This is a genomic window from Phenylobacterium sp. (genome assembly GCF_035539035.1).
In the GTDB taxonomy this organism is placed as follows: domain Bacteria; phylum Pseudomonadota; class Alphaproteobacteria; order Caulobacterales; family Caulobacteraceae; genus Phenylobacterium.
Genome location: NZ_DATLJI010000016.1, coordinates 939043 through 954181, shown reverse-complemented (window position 1 = coordinate 954181; position 15139 = coordinate 939043). Strand labels below are relative to the sequence as shown.

Below are 15139 nucleotides of genomic sequence, written 5' to 3'. Positions count from 1 at the left end.
CGGCGACCGGGCCGCCATGCCTCCCCCGGATTCTCCACCAATCAGACACATATCGAGATATATCTTGACGTAAGATATATCGAGACCTATATCGGCAACATGAGACACATGCATTGCGGCGGCCGCGCCCGCCATTTCACCGCCACCGACGAGGCCCAGGGCCACCACCACCGGGGCCGCCACGGCGGCCGCCGCCGCGGCGGGCGGCTGTTCGACTACGGGGAGTTCCGGCTGCTGATCCTGGCGATGCTGGCCGAGCGGCCGCGCCACGGCTACGAGCTGATCAAGGGTATCGAGGAGCAGTTCGGCGGCGCCTACACGCCCAGCCCCGGCGTCATCTATCCGACACTCGCCTGGCTCGACGACAGCGGCTACGCCGCCGTCGAGACCGAGGACGGCGGACGCAAGCGCTACACCGCCACGGCCGACGGGCTCGAGTTCCTGGAGGCCAACCGCGCCGCCGTGGACGCGCTCCTGACCCGGGTGGGCGAGGGGGGCCGCGGCCGGCCCGAGGGCGTGCCCGCGCCGGTGATCCGCGGGATGGAGAACCTCAAGCTGGCGCTCCGCCTGCGGATGCGGCGCGGGCCCATCGAGCCCGCGGCCGCCGAGGCCATCGCCGCGGCCCTCGACGCAGCCGCCCAGGCCGTGGAGCGCAGCTGATGTCGGAAAGCCGCGCCGAAATCGTCACCCCGCAGGCGGGCAAGTACCTCGTCCAGCTCTGCAAACACTTCGCCCACAGGCTGCCGGTCAGCCACGGCGAGCGCGCCGGCCGCATCGGCTTTCCGGCCGGCGACGTGGACCTTCGGGCGGAGGCGGAGACCCTGAGCATCGCGCTCACCGCGCCCGGTCCGGCGGAGCTGGAGGCGCTGAAGGACGTGGTCGTCCGCCACCTGGTCCGCTTCGCCTTCCGCGAGGAGCTGGCGGTGGCCTGGCGCGACCCCGCCTAGGCACATGTGAAAATCCCCCGGCCCGGGGATGCGGCGGACCGGGGGATCTCCTGCGGGCGACCGGTTGGGCTCGTCTCCCCGCAGACTTCGGACGCTAGCGCAGCGGCCTGACAGCGCCGCTGCAGGAAATCAACGAAGCGCTACCGTTTGGGTTCCGCCCGCTCAAATTTCTTTACGAGGCGCTCGCCGGCCCAGAGCTCGACGCCCCGGCCATCCAGCTGTTTTTCCGCTAGGCCTATGGCCTTGGCGTCGTCGGTCGCCTCGAGGTCCGTGCGGCCCTCGATCCGTCCCGACCGGCTGATGAAATAGAGCCTGTAGCCCGACACGGCGAACCCCTGCTGTTGTCCCGCTCCGGTCGAGCGTCCCAACCCGCACGACCGTCACATCCGAAAACAACAACGACCGGCGGGGCCATAAACGTCCCGCCACGGACGCTCGTGTCAGCGGAGATCCAGCGGCTCGCCCTGCGGGTTGTAGGCGGCGAACGGCGCGACGGCGCCCAGAAGCACCGCGTGGACCATCTTCTCCAGCGCCTGGTCGATCTGCGCCGGCGTCGGCGGCCGTCCGTCGCTTCCGGAAAGCCCCGCTGCGAAGACCACCTGCCAGGGCGGGCCCGCCCGCCGCGACTCCGCCGCCAGGGCCTCGAAGTCGGCGATGTCCCCTGGCGCCTTGTCGACGCACATGAGGGGCGAGAGCGCGCCGCCCTGGCCGGCCAGGAACCGCTCGCGCTGTTCGGCCGTGGCCTTGTCCGGCAATTCGGCCCGCGCGAACACGAAGAGGAGGCGCTGCGGCTGCGGCTGCTCGGCGGCGGCCCGCAGGAACTGCTGGAAATGCGAAATCTCTGTCACGGCCGGTGTCCTGGCGCTCCGCGTGGTCCCGCCCGAGCCTTATCGCGGCCGCCGGCCCACAGCCAGCGCCGCCGAGCCTCGCGACGACCGGGCGGGGCGCAAGACGCTGCACGCGCGGCCGTCCATGGTGCGTCATCGGCCATGACCAAGCACCTCATCTCGTTCCCGAGCGAAGCCATGGTGCTCACGGCCGGGGCGTTCCCGATGGTCGCGGTGGCCTGCCGCTGCGAGCAGGAACTGCGCGAGTTCATGTTCGATCCCGCCAAGCTAGGGGCGGGCGGACGTCACCGGTATGGCGCCAGGTTGCGGCGGATGCGGTCCAGCACAGGCTCATCGGCGGCGGGGGGCTGGAACGGCTGGCCGGTGATGGCCTCGAAGGCGCGGATGTAGACCTTCGAGGTCTCCTCGATCATGTCGGTCGGGATCTCCGGGATCGCGTCGACATACGGATCACATCGCGCGGCCACCCAGCTGCGCATGAAGTCCTTGTCGAAGGAGTCGGGGCGCTCGCCCGCTGCGAACTTCGCGGGATAGGTCTCCCCGATCCAGTAGCGGCTCGAGTCCGGCGTATGGATTTCGTCGGCCAGCAGGATACGGCCCTCGGCGTCGATCCCGAATTCGTACTTGGTGTCGACCAGGATGAGGCCCCGCGCGGCGGCGAGGCTTTGTCCGCGGGCGAACAGCGCCAGGGCGTAGGCGGAGACCGCGTCCCACTGCTCCGGCGTAAGCAGCCCTCGTTCAAGGATCTCCTCCGGCGTCAGCGGCTCGTCATGGCCGGCGTCGAAGGCCTTGGTGGAAGGGGTGATGATCGGGTGCGGCAGGCGCTGATTGTCGCGCAGCCCATCGGGCAAGGTGTGCCCGTACATGCTTCGCTCACCCTGCCTGTAGAGGGTCAGGATCGAGGTGCCGGTCGTCCCCGCAAGGTAGTCCCGCACGACGATTTCCACGGGCAGGATACTCAGTCGCTGGCCGATCACCACGTTGGGGTCCGGATACTCCAGGACGTGGTTCGGACAGATGTCGGCCGTCCTCTCGAACCAGTAGCGCGCGGTCTGGGTCAACACCTGACCCTTGTGGGGAACGACCGCCAGGATGCGGTCGAAGGCGCTCAGCCGATCTGAAGCGACGATGATGATGCGCCCGTCGGCCAGATCGTAGGTGTCCCGCACCTTCCCGCGGTAGTGGTTGGGAAAGCCGGGAAGCGTGGCGTCGGCAAGCGCAGGCGGGGCGGGTGGCTGCATGGCCCCGGTATTGGAGCCCCCTCGGGCCCCGTCAAGGACTGGGCGTTCCGTGCAGGAGCGCCGCCCGCCCGGCGACTGATCGGCCGCTGGAACCTGCGTCCGTTTCTGACGGACCCCGGCCGCAGTGTGCCTCTGCCGGCGGGAGCGCGTCGCCCCGGCCGGCCCGGGGCTTCAGCCCGCCGCAGTCTGCCGCAAGAGAACATCTTGCGAACAGAGAACGAAAGCGGTACAGCTGAGTCCTCGGTTCGGCGACGCTTCTTCCGGCCGGGTTGGCGGGAATCTGAGATAGAAGGGGCTTGGCATATGTCGCAATCGGCTTTGAGGCTCGTGGGAAAAGAAGACGGAGACAAGCAGCGCGCTCTGGAAGCGGCGCTGTCGCAGATCGACCGGGCCTTCGGCAAAGGCTCCGTCATGAAGCTCGGCGAGAAGGGCAAGATCGTCGAGATCGAGTCCTACTCCACCGGCTCGCTGGGCCTCGACCTGGCGCTGGGCATCGGCGGCCTGCCGAAGGGCCGCATCGTGGAGATCTACGGGCCGGAATCGTCGGGCAAGACGACGCTCGCCCTGCACGTGGTCGCCGAGGTGCAGAAGAGCGGCGGCACCGCCGCTTTCGTGGACGCCGAGCACGCGCTCGACCCGTCCTACGCCCACAAGCTCGGCGTGAACCTCGATGACCTCTTGGTCGCCCAGCCCGACACCGGCGAGCAGGCGCTGGAGATCACCGACACCCTGGTGCGCTCGAACGCCGTCGACGTGATCGTCATCGACTCGGTGGCGGCGCTGACGCCGCGGGCCGAGATCGAGGGCGAGATGGGCGACAGCCTGCCCGGCCTGCAGGCCCGTCTGATGAGCCAGGCGCTGCGCAAGCTCACCGCCTCGATCTCCAAGGCCAAGACCCTGGTCATCTTCATCAACCAGATCCGCATGAAGATCGGCGTGATGTACGGCTCGCCGGAGACCACCACGGGCGGCAACGCGCTGAAGTTCTACGCCTCGGTGCGCCTCGACATCCGCCGTACCGGCTCGGTGAAGCAGCGCGACGAGATCGTCGGCAACAACGTCCGCGTGAAGGTGGTGAAGAACAAGGTCGCCCCGCCGTTCCGCGAGGTCGAGTTCGACATCATGTACGGGGAGGGGATCTCCAAGCTGGGCGAGATCATCGATCTGGGCGTGAAGGCCGGGGTGATCGAGAAGTCCGGCTCCTGGTTCTCCTACAACTCCACGCGCATCGGCCAGGGCCGCGACAATGTCCGCGAGTTCCTCAAGCAGAACCCGGACATGGCCGGCGAGATCGAGAAGGCCGTCCGCGGCGCCAAGGCGACCATCGAGGAGGAGCTCCTCGTCGGCGGTCCGGAGGACGGCGAGGAATAGGTTCGCCGAGGACGCGCGTCGCGGCCCGGGGCGGGTCACCCGCCAACCCGGCCCGTCCCAGCCGACCCCACGCGAGCGTGCGTCCCCGAGGCGAGGACGCCTGAGGCATGGTCCTCAGGCGTCCTTTTCCTTTTCCGGGAACCGCAAGTCTCGTAAAGGGGCGCCGGGTCCCCAGATAGGGGGCGGACCCCTTCAGTTCCGATACGAAAAGCAAGGCCATGGCGACGCTCAACGAGATCCGCACGCACTTCCTGGACTACTTCGGGAGGAAGGATCACGCCGTGGTCGCCTCGGCGCCGCTGGTGCCGCAGAACGACCCGACGCTCCTGTTCGTCAACGCCGGCATGGTGCCGTTCAAGAACTACTTCACCGGCGCCGAGACCCCGCCGTGGCCGCGCGCGGCGTCGTCCCAGAAGTGCGTCCGCGCCGGCGGCAAGCACAACGACCTGGACAACGTCGGCTACACGGCGCGCCACCACACCTTCTTCGAGATGCTGGGGAATTTCTCCTTCGGCGACTACTTCAAGGAAGGCGCGATCGAGGCGGCCTGGACCCTGATCACCAAGGAGCTTGGCCTGCCGAAGGACAAGCTGCTGGTCACCGTCTACCACACCGACGACGAGGCCGCGGCGCTGTGGCGCAAGATCGCCGGCTTCTCCGACGACCGCATCATCCGCATCCCCACGTCCGACAACTTCTGGTCCATGGGCGACACCGGCCCGTGCGGCCCGTGCTCGGAAATCTTCATCGACCAGGGGCCGGAGCTGCAGGGCGGCCCCCCGGGCTCCCCGGATGAGGACGGCGACCGGTTCCTCGAGTTCTGGAACCTGGTCTTCATGCAGTACGAGCAGTTCGCCGACGGCCGGCGCGAGGACCTGCCCAAGCCCTCCATCGACACCGGCATGGGGCTGGAGCGGGTCACCGCCATCCTGCAGGGCGTGCACTCCAACTACGACACCGACCTGTTCCGCACCCTGATCGCGGCGAGCGTCGAGGCCACCGGCGTGAAGGCCGAGGGCGGCGCCCAGCCCTCGCACCGGGTGATCGCCGACCACCTGCGCGCCATGAGCTTCCTGATCGCGGACGGGGTCACGCCCTCCAACGAGGGCCGCGGCTACGTCCTGCGCCGGATCATGCGTCGGGCCATGCGCCACGCCCACCTGCTGGGCGCCGAGGAGCCGCTGATGCACCGGCTGGCGCCGACCCTGGTCAGCGAGATGGGCGACGCCTATCCCGAGCTCCGCCGCGCCGAGCCGGCGATCGTCGACACCCTGCGCCAGGAGGAGGAGCGGTTCCGCGTCACGCTGGGCCGTGGCCTCGCGCTGCTGGACGAGGCCACCGCTGGCCTGAACGAGGGCGACGTGCTCTCCGGCGAGACCGCCTTTAAGCTCTACGACACCTACGGCTTCCCGATCGACCTGACCCAGGATGCGGTGCGCGCCAAGGGCCTGACCGTCGACCTCGCGGAGTATGACGCGGCGATGGAGCGCCAGCGGGAGATGGCGCGCGGCGCCTGGAAGGGCTCCGGCCAGGTGGCCGCCGCGGCCGAGTGGTTCGCGATCCGCGACCGCCTGGGTCCCACCGACTTCGTGGGCTATGAGACGACCGAGGCGATCGCCGAGCTCCTCGTGCTGACCGCCGACGGCCGTGAGGTCGAGGCGGCCCAGGGCGGCCAGACGGTCCAGGCGCTGTTCGACCGCACGCCCTTCTACGCCGAGAGCGGCGGCCAGGCCGGCGACCAGGGCGAGGCCGAATGGACCGGTTCTGACGGGAAGAGCGGCCGCGGCCGGGTGCTCGACACCCAGAAGCAGGCCGGCGACCTGCACGTCCACACCCTCGAGGTGCTGGAAGGGACGCTCGCGCCCGGCGCCCGGGTGCGCCTGGCCGTCGACGCCGAGCGCCGCGCGTCGACCCGCGCCAACCACTCCGCCACCCACCTGCTGCACGCGGCCCTGCGCAACGTGCTCGGCCACCACGTCACCCAGAAGGGCCAGATGGTGGACGGCGAGCGGATCCGCTTCGACTTCAGCCATGGCCAGCCGGTCACGCCCGAGGAGATCGAGCGGATCGAGGCCGAGGTGAACGCGGTGATCCGCCAGAACCTGCCGGCGCAGACCAAGAGCATGAAGCCGCAGGAGGCGATCGAGGCCGGCGCCATGGCCCTGTTCGGCGAGAAGTATGGGGACAGCGTCCGCGTGCTCACCCTCGGCAAGGCGCTGGACGGCGAGGGCGACTACTCGATCGAGCTGTGCGGCGGCACCCACGTGGCCCGCACCGGCGACATCGCCCTCTTCAAGATCGTCCAGGAGCAGGGCGTCGCCGCCGGCGTGCGCCGCATCGAGGCCCTCACCGGCGAGGCGGCCCGCCGCTACCTGCTGGAGCAGGCCGGAGTGTCGAAGACCCTGGCCGAGCAGTTCAAGGTGCCGGTCGCCGAGGTCACCGCCCGGGTCGAGGCCCTGCAGGCCCAGGCCCGCAAGCTCGAGAAGGAACTGGCGGACGCCAAGCGCCAGCTCGCCATGGGCGGGGGCGGCGGGGCGGCCGCGGCCGGTCCGGAGGAGATCGCCGGGGTGAAGGTCATGGCCCGCGTCATGGATGGCGTCGGCGGCAAGGACCTGCGGCCCATCGCCGAGGAGTTCAAGAAGCAGCTGCCCGACGGCGTCATCGCGCTCGTCGGCTCGGCCGACGGCAAGGCGGCGGTCACTGTCGCCGTCACGGGCGAGGCCCAGGGCCGCTTCAACGCCGTGGAGCTCGCCAAGGCCGCGGTCGTGGCCATGGGCGGCCAGGGCGCCGGCGGCCGGCCCGACTTCGCCCAGGGCGGCGCGCCCGACGGCTCCAAGGCCGCCGAAGGCCTCGCGGCGGTCAAGGCCGCGCTGGGGGGCTAAGGGGCCGGCCGCCTGGCGGCTAGTCCGTCAGGTAGACGCAGAACTTGTTGCCCACGGGGTCGCGGAAGTAGGCGGCGTAGAACCCGCTCGCCACCTCGTCCGCCGAGCGGTAGCCGGGCGGGCCCTCGTCCGAGCCGCCGTTCGCCAGGGCCGCGGCGTGGGCCGCCTCAAGCTGGTCCTTGGTGTCGGCCTTGAACGCCACCATGATCCCGTTGCCCGCCCGCGCCGGCGCGCCGTCGTAGGGCCGGCAGACGCCGATCACCGCGTCCTGGCCCTCGGGGCCATAGAAGGCCCAGCCCTCCATGGGATTGCTGCGCTTCCAGCCCAGGGCGCCGAGCGTGGCGTCGAAGAACGGCTGCGCGCCTTCCACGTCCTGGGCGCCGATGGTCACATAGCCGATGCTCATGTGGAGCCTCCTCTCTCGTCCGTCGCCAGGGTAGCGTCGGGAGTGAAACAAAACAAGAACATCGTTCGTCCGAAAAAGACGGCCAGGCTCGCCGGGCCGCCTCGTCCGGTCCGTGAAGGCTCAGGCCTCGGCCAGCGCCTTCTCGAGGTTCACGGCCACCTTGTCGATGAAGCCCTCGGTGGTCAGCCAGCCCTGGGTGTCGCCGACCAGCAGGGCCAGGTCCTTGGTCATCGAGCCGCTCTCCACCGTCGAGACGCAGACCTGCTCCAGGGTCCTGGCGAAGCGGGCCAGTTCCTCGTTGCCGTCCAGCTTGGCCCGGTGCTCCAGGCCGCGGGTCCAGGCGAAGATCGAGGCGATGGAGTTGGTGGACGTGCTCTCGCCGCGCTGGTGCTGGCGGTAGTGGCGGGTGACGGTGCCGTGGGCGGCCTCAGCCTCCATGGTCTTACCGTCCGGGGTGATCAGCACCGAGGTCATCAGGCCGAGCGAGCCGAAGCCCTGGGCCACCTGGTCGGACTGCACGTCGCCGTCGTAGTTCTTGCAGGCCCAGATGAAGGCGCCCGACCACTTCAGCGCCGAGGCGACCATGTCGTCGATCAGGCGGTGCTCGTAGGTCAGGCCGGCTTCCTTGTACTTCGCCGCGTAGTCGGTCTCGTAGACCTCCTGGAAGATGTCCTTGAAGCGCCCGTCGTAGGCCTTGAGGATGGTGTTCTTCGTGGAGAGGTAGACCGGGTAGTTGCGGTTCAGGCCGTAGGACAGGCAGGCGTGGGCGAACTCGCGGATCGACTCGTCGAGGTTGTACATGCCCATGGCCACGCCGCCGGCCGGGAAGTCGAACACCTCGTGCTCGATGGTTTCGCCGTTGTCGCCCTGCCACTTGATGGTCAGCTTGCCCTTGCCGGGCACCCGGAAGTCCGTGGCCTTGTACTGGTCGCCGAAGGCGTGGCGGCCGACGATGATCGGCTGGGTCCAGCCCGGGATCAGCCGCGGCACGTTCTTGCAGATGATCGGCTCACGGAAGACGACGCCGCCCAGGATGTTGCGGATCGTGCCGTTCGGCGACTTCCACATCTTCTTGAGGTTGAATTCCTTCACCCGCGCCTCGTCCGGGGTGATGGTCGCGCACTTGATGCCCACGCCGTGCCGCTTGATGGCCTCGGCCGCCTCGATCGTCACCTTGTCGTCGGTGGCGTCGCGGTTCTCCATGCCAAGGTCGTAGTAGTCGATCTGGAGATCGAGGAACGGGAAGATCAGCTTTTCCTTGATCAGCTTCCAGATGATGCGGGTCATCTCGTCCCCGTCCAGGTCGACGACGGGGTTGGCGACTTTGATCTTGGCCATGAGGGCGCGGCGCTCCGGGCGGACTTTTGAGGGTTGCCGGGCCGTATAGCCGCCTGCGACCGCCACGCAAAGGCCAAGGGGTGCGACCGGTCAGCCGATGCTGCGGGTGACCAGCCGGCCGAGCTCGGCGAACAGCGCCGCCTGGGCGTCCATGGTGGCGGTCGCGCCCGACAGATAGGCCGCCACGGCGTAGCTGCGTCGATCGGCGAGCGTCAGGATGCCCACGTCGTTGAAGGCGAGGCTGACGCCCAGGTCGAGGCCCGAGGTTCCCGGCTTGTGCGCGAACACCGCGTCGGCCGGGAAGCCCGCCTTCAGCCGGTCGCCCGCCCGCGGCGTCTCGCGCATCATCTGGATCAGCAGGCGGGTGGAGCCGGGCGACAGCAGCTCTCCCTGATCCAGGCGGGCGAGGAAGTCCAGCGTCCCGCGCGGCGTGGCGGTGTCCCTCGGATCGGCCAGGAAGGCGCGCATGGCGGCCCGCTTCTGCGCGTCCGGCACGGTGTCATAGGCGGCGCGGAAACCGGCCCCCTTCCACGCCGGGCGGAACGAGGCCATGCCGTAGGCTTCGGGCGCCAGCTCCCGTTCGTAGCGGTCCACCCGGATCTCCGGCAGGCGCTTCAGGCTGAGCCAGGCGGTCACCGCGCCGGGGCCTCCGATCCGCTTCATCACCACGTCGGCCGCGGTGTTGTCGCTGTCCACGACGGCGGCGTGCAGCAGCTGGCGCAGGGTGTAGTCGCGCCGGGCGGGAAAGGCCTCGGCGACGGCCGAGAGCGGAGGAGACAGGTCCTGCTCGTCCAGCACCACCCCCTCGTCGAGGGTGAGGCGCCGCGCGTCGACCTCCGCGAGCGTCGCCGCCCCCAGGGGCGCCTTGAAGACGCTGAACATCGGGAAGCGCCGGTCGCCGTTGAAGGTGAAGTGCTCGCCGCTCTCCAGGTTCATCAACCCCACGCCCAGCACGCCGGGCGGGGCCCGCGCGGCCAGGGCTTCGACGCCGGCGTTCAGGCGCTCCATGTCCAGCCGGGGCGTGGTGGACGCGGTCAGCGGCTCGCTGTCGCCGCACGCTGCCAGCGGCAGGGCGAGCCCGGCCAGGAGCAGACGGCGACGGGGAAGGGTTGCCAGGGGAGCCTCCTGAAACGACAACGCGCGCAATGAGCGAAACGTCGACGTCCAAACCTGTCGTGATCCTGAACGCGCCGCAGCTGGCGGAGAATATCGGCGCGGTGGCCCGTGTCATGGCCAACTTCGGGCTGGCCGACCTGCGGCTGGTGAACCCCCGCGACGGCTGGCCCCAGGAGCGGGCCTGGGCCTCGGCCTCCGGCGCCGACTGGCCGCTGAACGCCGCGCGCGTCTACCCCGACGTCGCCTCGGCCATCGCCGACCTGCAGCTGGTCTACGCCACCACCGCCCGCCCGCGGGAGCTGCAGCTTCCGGTGATCACCCCGCGCGTCGCCGCCGCCCAGCTCGCCGAGGCCGTGGCGGAGGGGCAGCGCGTGGGCATGCTGTTCGGCGGCGAGCGCGCCGGGCTGGAGACCCAGGACATCGCGCTCTGCCAGGCGGTGGTGACCATCCCCATCGATCCGCGCTTCCACTCGCTCAACCTCGCCCAGGCCGTCGCCATCAACGCCTACGAGTGGCGCACCACCGAGGCCGACGCGCCGCCGCCGAGGTTCCGGGAGGGCGCGCCGCCCGCCGACGGCGCGGCCCTGATGGGCCTCTACGAGCACCTGGAGCGGGAGCTGGAGACCGCCGGCTTCTTCCACCCGCCGGAGAAGACCCCCTCCATGGTGCAGAACCTGCGCTCCGCCCTGGGCCGCGCCCGCTTCACCGACCAGGAGGTTCGCACCCTGCGCGGTGTCGTCACCGCCCTGTCCCGTGGCCGCGGCAAGGTGCTGGAGAAGCTGGCGCGCAAGAAGGAGGTCGGCGAATGAGCCTGAAAGCCCTGCTCGACAGCCTGGCGATCCCCATCGTCCAGGCCCCGATGGCCGGCGCCACCCTGGAGGCCCTGCCGCTGGCGGTGAACCGCGCCGGCGCCCTCGGCTCGCTGGCCGCTGCGGCGCTGGCGCCGAACGAGATCGTGGCCGCCGTGGACGCCATGCGGACGGTCACCGACCGCCCGTTCGCGGTGAACCTGCTGATGGCCCCCAGGGTCCAGCCCGACGCGGCGGAGCTGGACGCGGCGCTGGCCCGCCTGGCGCCCTGGTACGCGGCCGCCGGCGTCCCGCTGCCGGAGGCGCCCAACCGCTTCAGCCACGACTTCGAGGCCCAACTCGACGCGGTGGTGCAGGCCGCGCCGGCCATCGCCTCCTTCACCTTCGGCGTGCTCGAGACCGCCCAGGTCGACGCCCTGCACCGCGCCGGCAGCTATGTGGTCGGCACCGCCAACACCGTCGCCGAGGCGCGCGCCTGGGCCGAGGCCGGCGCGGACGGGATCTGCGCCCAGGGCGCGGAGGCCGGCGGCCACCGTGGCAACTTTCTCGCCGAGACCGAGGCCAGCCTGGTGGGCACGCTGCCGCTGGTCGCGACGGTGCGGGCGGCGGTGGACCTGCCGGTGATCGCCGCCGGCGGGATCATGGACGGCCGCGGCGTGGCCGCGGTCCTGGCGCTCGGCGCCGACGCGGCACAGATGGGCTCGGCCTTCCTGCTGTCGGACGAGGCGCTGACCAGCGCCCCCTGGCGCGCGGCGATCGAGGCCGCGCCCGACGACCCCACCCGGCTCACGCGCGCCTTCTCCGGCCGCCATGCGCGGGGCCTGGAGAACCGCTTCACCCGCGAGATGCGGCCCGTGGAGCACGAGGTCCCGGCCTATCCCGTCCAGAACCGCCTGACCCAGCCGCTCCGCCAGGCCGCCGAGAAGGCCGGCGACACCGAGATGATGTCGCTCTGGGCCGGCCAGGCGGTGAAGCTCGCCAGGCCCGGGGCCGCCGAGGCCATGGTCCGGGCCTGGTGGGCCGAGGCGCGCGACGCCGCCCGCGCCCTTTCGGCCCGCACGGGCGGCTAGGCTTGCCCGCAGCGCGTTAAGGGGGGAAGTATCGCCCCCCGCTAAGGACAGGAGTTTGGTCATGGCCGCCGTCACCCGCCTGCTCGCCGCCGGCGCGGCCCTGCTGCTGGTGCTGGGGTACGGTCCCCGCGCCGCCGCGCCCCCGAGGAGCGGCGCCGAGCGCGGCGTGCGCCAGGCCCTCGTGCGGCTCAACGCCCTGCTGGCCAAGCGCGACCTGGGCGTGCTCGACGAGTTCATGCCCGACGAGGACACCCTGCTGGTCGGCTCCGAGGTGGGCGAGGTGGCCCGCGGCCGGGCGGCGCTCGCCGAGCATTTCCGCAAGCTCTACGCCATGCCGCAGACCCTCAGCTTCGACTGGCGTGAGGTGGAGGTCTCCGTCCATGGCCCGATCGCTTGGCTGCACGCCGAGGGTCACGCCGTCCTGCACGGGGACGCCGCCGACGAGCGCCGCGTCTACCGCCTGACCGGGGTGTTCGAGCTCTGCCACGGCGTCTGGAAGTGGCGCCTGTTCCACGGCTCCGAGCCGCACGGCTAGAGCCCTTCCGTTCCTCCCCAACTGCTGGAGCCTCCCATGAGCCAGGGCCCCTGGAGCCATCACCGCAGCGCCGGCCTCGCCGACGACATCGATTTCGAGATCAAGGGCCAGGAACTGCAGTTCGTCGAGATCGAGCTCGACCCCGGCGAGAGCGCCATCGCCGAGGCGGGGTCGCTGGTCTGGAAGGACGCCGCGGTCGGCATGACCACCGTCTTCGGTGACGGGTCGGGCGGCGAGGGCGCGGGCTTCATGGGCAAGCTGCTGGGCGCCGGCAAGCGGCTGATCACCGGCGAGAGCCTGTTCACCACGGTCTTCACCCACGGCGGGACCGGCAAGGCCAAGGTCGCCTTCGCCTCGCCGACGCCCGGCGCCATCCTGCCGCTGCACCTGTCGGAACTCGGCGGCACGCTGATCTGCCAGAAGGACGCCTTCCTGGCCGCCGCCCGCGGCGTCTCCATCGGCCTGCAGTTCCAGCGGCGGGTGATGACCGGCCTGTTCGGCGGCGAGGGCTTCATCATGCAGCGGCTCGACGGCGACGGCTGGGTGTTCGTCCAGATGGGCGGCACGGTGGTGGAGCGGACCTTGGCCCCCGGCGAGCAGATCCACGTCGATACCGGTTGCCTCGCGGCCTACACCCCCAGCGTCGACTTCGATCTCGTCATGGCCGGCGGCGTCAGGAGCGTGATCTTCGGCGGCGAGGGCCTGTTCTTCGCCCGCCTGACCGGGCCCGGGCGCGTCTGGATCCAGTCGCTGCCGTTCTCCCGTCTGGCCGGGCGGATGCTCGCCGCGGCGGGCGGGACGGGCCAGAACCGCGGCGAGGGCTCGGTGCTCGGCGGGCTGGGCGACATCATCGGCGGCAACCGCTGAGGCGCTCGCGGGAGCCTCAGGAGCCGAGGGTGAGGAAGACGGGATTGGCGTAGAACCAGAGGTCGGCCCAGGGGTCTTCGCCCGGCCGGTCGGCCGACGGCTCGAGCTCCGCCGTGCTGGTCCCCCGCACCCGCAGGTAGGCCGGCCCCTGCAGGCCGGCGATGCGGTAGGTCATGGTCAGGACCTCGCCCTCCCGCCGCCAGTCCGCCGGGCCGAACCGCTTCACGACCCGCGTGGTCGGGTTCACGTCGCGCGTCCGGTCGGCGACCGGCCCGCTCACCTCCCCCAGGATCAGGTCGACCCGCGCCACCTCGGGCGACCGGCCGCCGAAATTGCGGCCGGCGGGATCGCGGACCCGGATGGTCACCTCCACCGCCTCGCCCGGCCGCAGGTCCAGGGCTCCGCCGATCTCGGCGCAGCGCCCGACACGGGGCGCGCAGGCGGTGACGTCCAGCTCGGAGATCAGGTCGCCGGTGGTGACGAACACCCGGCCGGCGCGCAGACCGTCGAGGATGTCGTCGTAGGACCGGGCGGCGCGGACGTAGGTCTTCGAATACTCGCCTGGCCAGAAGTCGTCGCCGCCCTCGCGATAGTGGCGGTGGGAGTCGGAGGTGCTGGTCACCCACCAGCGCCGCCCCTCGCCCAGCATGGAATCCCAGAAGCCGCCGAGCCGGGCGGTCATCTGGTCGAACCCGCCGAGCGTCGGCGAGGCCTTGTAGGCGCCTCGGATCCCCTCGGGGTTCAGCGTTCCGTTGGGCCGCAGCGCGCCGGCCTGGTGGCCCGGCGCGCCCTCCATGCCGATGGCCACCTCCGGCGCGGTGTCGTGCCATGTCCGCAGTTCGGCCGGCGAATAGCGGCCCCAGACACCGGGCCCGGTGGCCGAGCGGGAGGGGTGGTTGGCGATCACCACCGGCGGATCGGCCAGGCCGCGCATGTGCGCGAGCGCTTCCACCATCCTGCCCTCGGTCTCGCGCGCCGGGTCGCGCGGCCAGGGCTCGTGCGCCGAGAAGCGGCCTTCCAGCTCCAGCAGCCGCTCACGCTCGCCGTCGGTGCGGGGCAGGATCAGGCTGCTGTGGTCTCCGCCGGGGGTGTCCAGCTCCATGCCGTAGAACTGCAGGACCTCCGGGACCCGGTCGCGGGCCTGCATCAGCTCCGGGTAGGCCTGCTCGTAGTTCAGCTTCGAATGGCTCGGTCCGCCATGGTCGGTGGAGACCATCCAGGAGAGGCCATGGGCGCGGGCCATCTCGGCGTTCTTGGGGATGCCGTAGAGCCCGTCCTCGCCCAGCACGGGCTTGGGCGCCTGGCCCGGCGGCGGCTCCGGATAGTCGGCGCTGAACCGGCTGTGGATGTGGTGGTCTCCCGCCAGCCAGCGGCGCGCCCCGGCTGGCGCGGCCTTGCCCGGCGGGGCGACCGCGACGGGCTGGTGGAGCCCGTGGCCCTGGACATCCGAGGCCGCGAACAACGCCGCCGCGCCCACCGCCGAGGCGCACGCCATCCATCTGCGCATCTTCCGAGACTCCCCCACAGGACGTGGCGGTGCATAGGGGCTGCGGGCGCCGGGCGATTGCGGGGTTCGGTGTCGGTTTGATGAAGAAGGTGTGACGTCCGCCCGGGGCGCCCCCACGGGTCACAAAGCCGTAGCTGAACCGTGAAGCCACGGTCACCGAGCGCCCCTAACGCCCCCCCGGGCCCGCCGGACCCGAAGTTGG

General features: G+C 71.0%; 15 protein-coding genes. 8 read left to right on the top strand and 7 right to left on the bottom strand.

Features of this window, described 5'->3' with window-relative positions:
• The first annotated feature begins 99 nt into the window (after positions 1-99).
• Together VM685_RS18530 and VM685_RS18525 are read left to right on the top strand one after the other, a co-directional pair.
• A complete protein-coding gene (locus VM685_RS18530; RefSeq protein WP_325461657.1) occupies positions 100-660 on the top strand; it encodes a PadR family transcriptional regulator in 561 nt (186 codons plus the stop codon).
• The gene (locus tag VM685_RS18525; RefSeq protein ID WP_325461656.1) at positions 660-947 is read left to right on the top strand and encodes a DUF2218 domain-containing protein; all 288 of its coding nucleotides are present in this window, start codon (positions 660-662) and stop codon (positions 945-947) included. The genes VM685_RS18530 and VM685_RS18525 overlap by 1 nt, the downstream gene beginning before the upstream one ends.
• Before the next feature lie 140 nt (positions 948-1087).
• Here the strand turns inward: VM685_RS18525 and VM685_RS18520 are convergent, their stop codons facing one another.
• The 3 genes from VM685_RS18520 to VM685_RS18510 all read right to left on the bottom strand — a co-directional run bounded on the left by VM685_RS18520 (position 1088) and on the right by VM685_RS18510 (position 3036).
• On the bottom strand, positions 1088-1273 hold the full coding sequence (locus VM685_RS18520) for a hypothetical protein (protein WP_325461655.1): 186 nt from the start codon (positions 1271-1273) through the stop codon (positions 1088-1090).
• A 114-nt stretch (positions 1274-1387) separates the two neighbouring features.
• A complete protein-coding gene (locus VM685_RS18515) occupies positions 1388-1795 on the bottom strand; it encodes a ribonucleotide reductase subunit alpha (RefSeq protein WP_325461654.1) in 408 nt (135 codons plus the stop codon).
• A gap of 284 nt (positions 1796-2079) precedes the next feature.
• Positions 2080-3036: a phosphoribosylaminoimidazolesuccinocarboxamide synthase gene (locus VM685_RS18510; protein WP_325461653.1), complete on the bottom strand. Its 957-nt coding sequence runs from the start codon at positions 3034-3036 to the stop codon at positions 2080-2082.
• Between the two features lie 303 nt (positions 3037-3339).
• Here VM685_RS18510 and recA point away from each other — a divergent pair, with 303 nt between their 5' ends.
• Positions 3340-4407 carry a recombinase RecA gene (gene recA / locus VM685_RS18505; protein ID WP_325461652.1) on the top strand — a complete coding sequence of 356 codons (1068 nt, stop codon included), beginning with the start codon at positions 3340-3342 and terminating at the stop codon, positions 4405-4407.
• A gap of 218 nt (positions 4408-4625) precedes the next feature.
• A complete protein-coding gene (alaS, locus tag VM685_RS18500; RefSeq protein ID WP_325461651.1) occupies positions 4626-7289 on the top strand; it encodes an alanine--tRNA ligase in 2664 nt (887 codons plus the stop codon).
• A gap of 19 nt (positions 7290-7308) precedes the next feature.
• Here the strand turns inward: alaS and VM685_RS18495 are convergent, their stop codons facing one another.
• The 3 genes from VM685_RS18495 to bla all read right to left on the bottom strand — a co-directional run bounded on the left by VM685_RS18495 (position 7309) and on the right by bla (position 10170).
• Positions 7309-7695: a VOC family protein gene (locus VM685_RS18495; RefSeq protein WP_325461650.1), complete on the bottom strand. Its 387-nt coding sequence runs from the start codon at positions 7693-7695 to the stop codon at positions 7309-7311.
• A 120-nt stretch (positions 7696-7815) separates the two neighbouring features.
• Positions 7816-9033 (bottom strand): NADP-dependent isocitrate dehydrogenase, encoded by a 1218-nt coding sequence (locus VM685_RS18490; protein WP_325461649.1) that lies wholly within the window; start codon positions 9031-9033, stop codon positions 7816-7818.
• Between the two features lie 90 nt (positions 9034-9123).
• The gene (bla, locus tag VM685_RS18485) at positions 9124-10170 is read right to left on the bottom strand and encodes a class A beta-lactamase (RefSeq protein ID WP_325461648.1); all 1047 of its coding nucleotides are present in this window, start codon (positions 10168-10170) and stop codon (positions 9124-9126) included.
• Positions 10171-10178: 8 nt separating this feature from the next.
• On the opposite strand from bla, the gene VM685_RS18480 reads away from it, so the two are divergent.
• From VM685_RS18480 to VM685_RS18465, 4 genes are all read left to right on the top strand, one after another.
• Positions 10179-10958: an RNA methyltransferase gene (locus tag VM685_RS18480; RefSeq protein WP_325461647.1), complete on the top strand. Its 780-nt coding sequence runs from the start codon at positions 10179-10181 to the stop codon at positions 10956-10958.
• On the top strand, positions 10955-12028 hold the full coding sequence (locus tag VM685_RS18475; RefSeq protein WP_325461646.1) for a nitronate monooxygenase: 1074 nt from the start codon (positions 10955-10957) through the stop codon (positions 12026-12028). Before VM685_RS18480 ends, VM685_RS18475 begins: the two co-directional genes overlap by 4 nt.
• Positions 12029-12089: 61 nt before the next feature.
• A complete protein-coding gene (locus tag VM685_RS18470; protein WP_325461645.1) occupies positions 12090-12563 on the top strand; it encodes a nuclear transport factor 2 family protein in 474 nt (157 codons plus the stop codon).
• Between the two features lie 36 nt (positions 12564-12599).
• A complete protein-coding gene (locus VM685_RS18465; RefSeq protein ID WP_325461644.1) occupies positions 12600-13430 on the top strand; it encodes an AIM24 family protein in 831 nt (276 codons plus the stop codon).
• A 16-nt stretch (positions 13431-13446) separates the two neighbouring features.
• Here VM685_RS18465 and VM685_RS18460 read toward each other — a convergent pair whose 3' ends face one another.
• Positions 13447-14937 carry a phosphoesterase gene (locus VM685_RS18460; RefSeq protein ID WP_325461643.1) on the bottom strand — a complete coding sequence of 497 codons (1491 nt, stop codon included), beginning with the start codon at positions 14935-14937 and terminating at the stop codon, positions 13447-13449.
• Between the last annotated feature and the right edge of the window lie 202 nt (positions 14938-15139).

Coding starts and splice junctions, on each gene's coding strand:
- VM685_RS18460 (WP_325461643.1), bottom strand. CDS start 14,937: ATGCGCAGATGGATGGCGTGCGCCTCGGCGGTGGGCGCGGCGGCGTTG.
- VM685_RS18465 (WP_325461644.1), top strand. CDS start 12,600: ATGAGCCAGGGCCCCTGGAGCCATCACCGCAGCGCCGGCCTCGCCGAC.
- recA (WP_325461652.1), top strand. CDS start 3,340: ATGTCGCAATCGGCTTTGAGGCTCGTGGGAAAAGAAGACGGAGACAAG.
- VM685_RS18530 (WP_325461657.1), top strand. CDS start 100: ATGAGACACATGCATTGCGGCGGCCGCGCCCGCCATTTCACCGCCACC.
- VM685_RS18470 (WP_325461645.1), top strand. CDS start 12,090: ATGGCCGCCGTCACCCGCCTGCTCGCCGCCGGCGCGGCCCTGCTGCTG.
- VM685_RS18495 (WP_325461650.1), bottom strand. CDS start 7,695: ATGAGCATCGGCTATGTGACCATCGGCGCCCAGGACGTGGAAGGCGCG.
- VM685_RS18510 (WP_325461653.1), bottom strand. CDS start 3,036: ATGCAGCCACCCGCCCCGCCTGCGCTTGCCGACGCCACGCTTCCCGGC.
- VM685_RS18525 (WP_325461656.1), top strand. CDS start 660: ATGTCGGAAAGCCGCGCCGAAATCGTCACCCCGCAGGCGGGCAAGTAC.
- alaS (WP_325461651.1), top strand. CDS start 4,626: ATGGCGACGCTCAACGAGATCCGCACGCACTTCCTGGACTACTTCGGG.
- VM685_RS18475 (WP_325461646.1), top strand. CDS start 10,955: ATGAGCCTGAAAGCCCTGCTCGACAGCCTGGCGATCCCCATCGTCCAG.
- VM685_RS18490 (WP_325461649.1), bottom strand. CDS start 9,033: ATGGCCAAGATCAAAGTCGCCAACCCCGTCGTCGACCTGGACGGGGAC.
- VM685_RS18480 (WP_325461647.1), top strand. CDS start 10,179: ATGAGCGAAACGTCGACGTCCAAACCTGTCGTGATCCTGAACGCGCCG.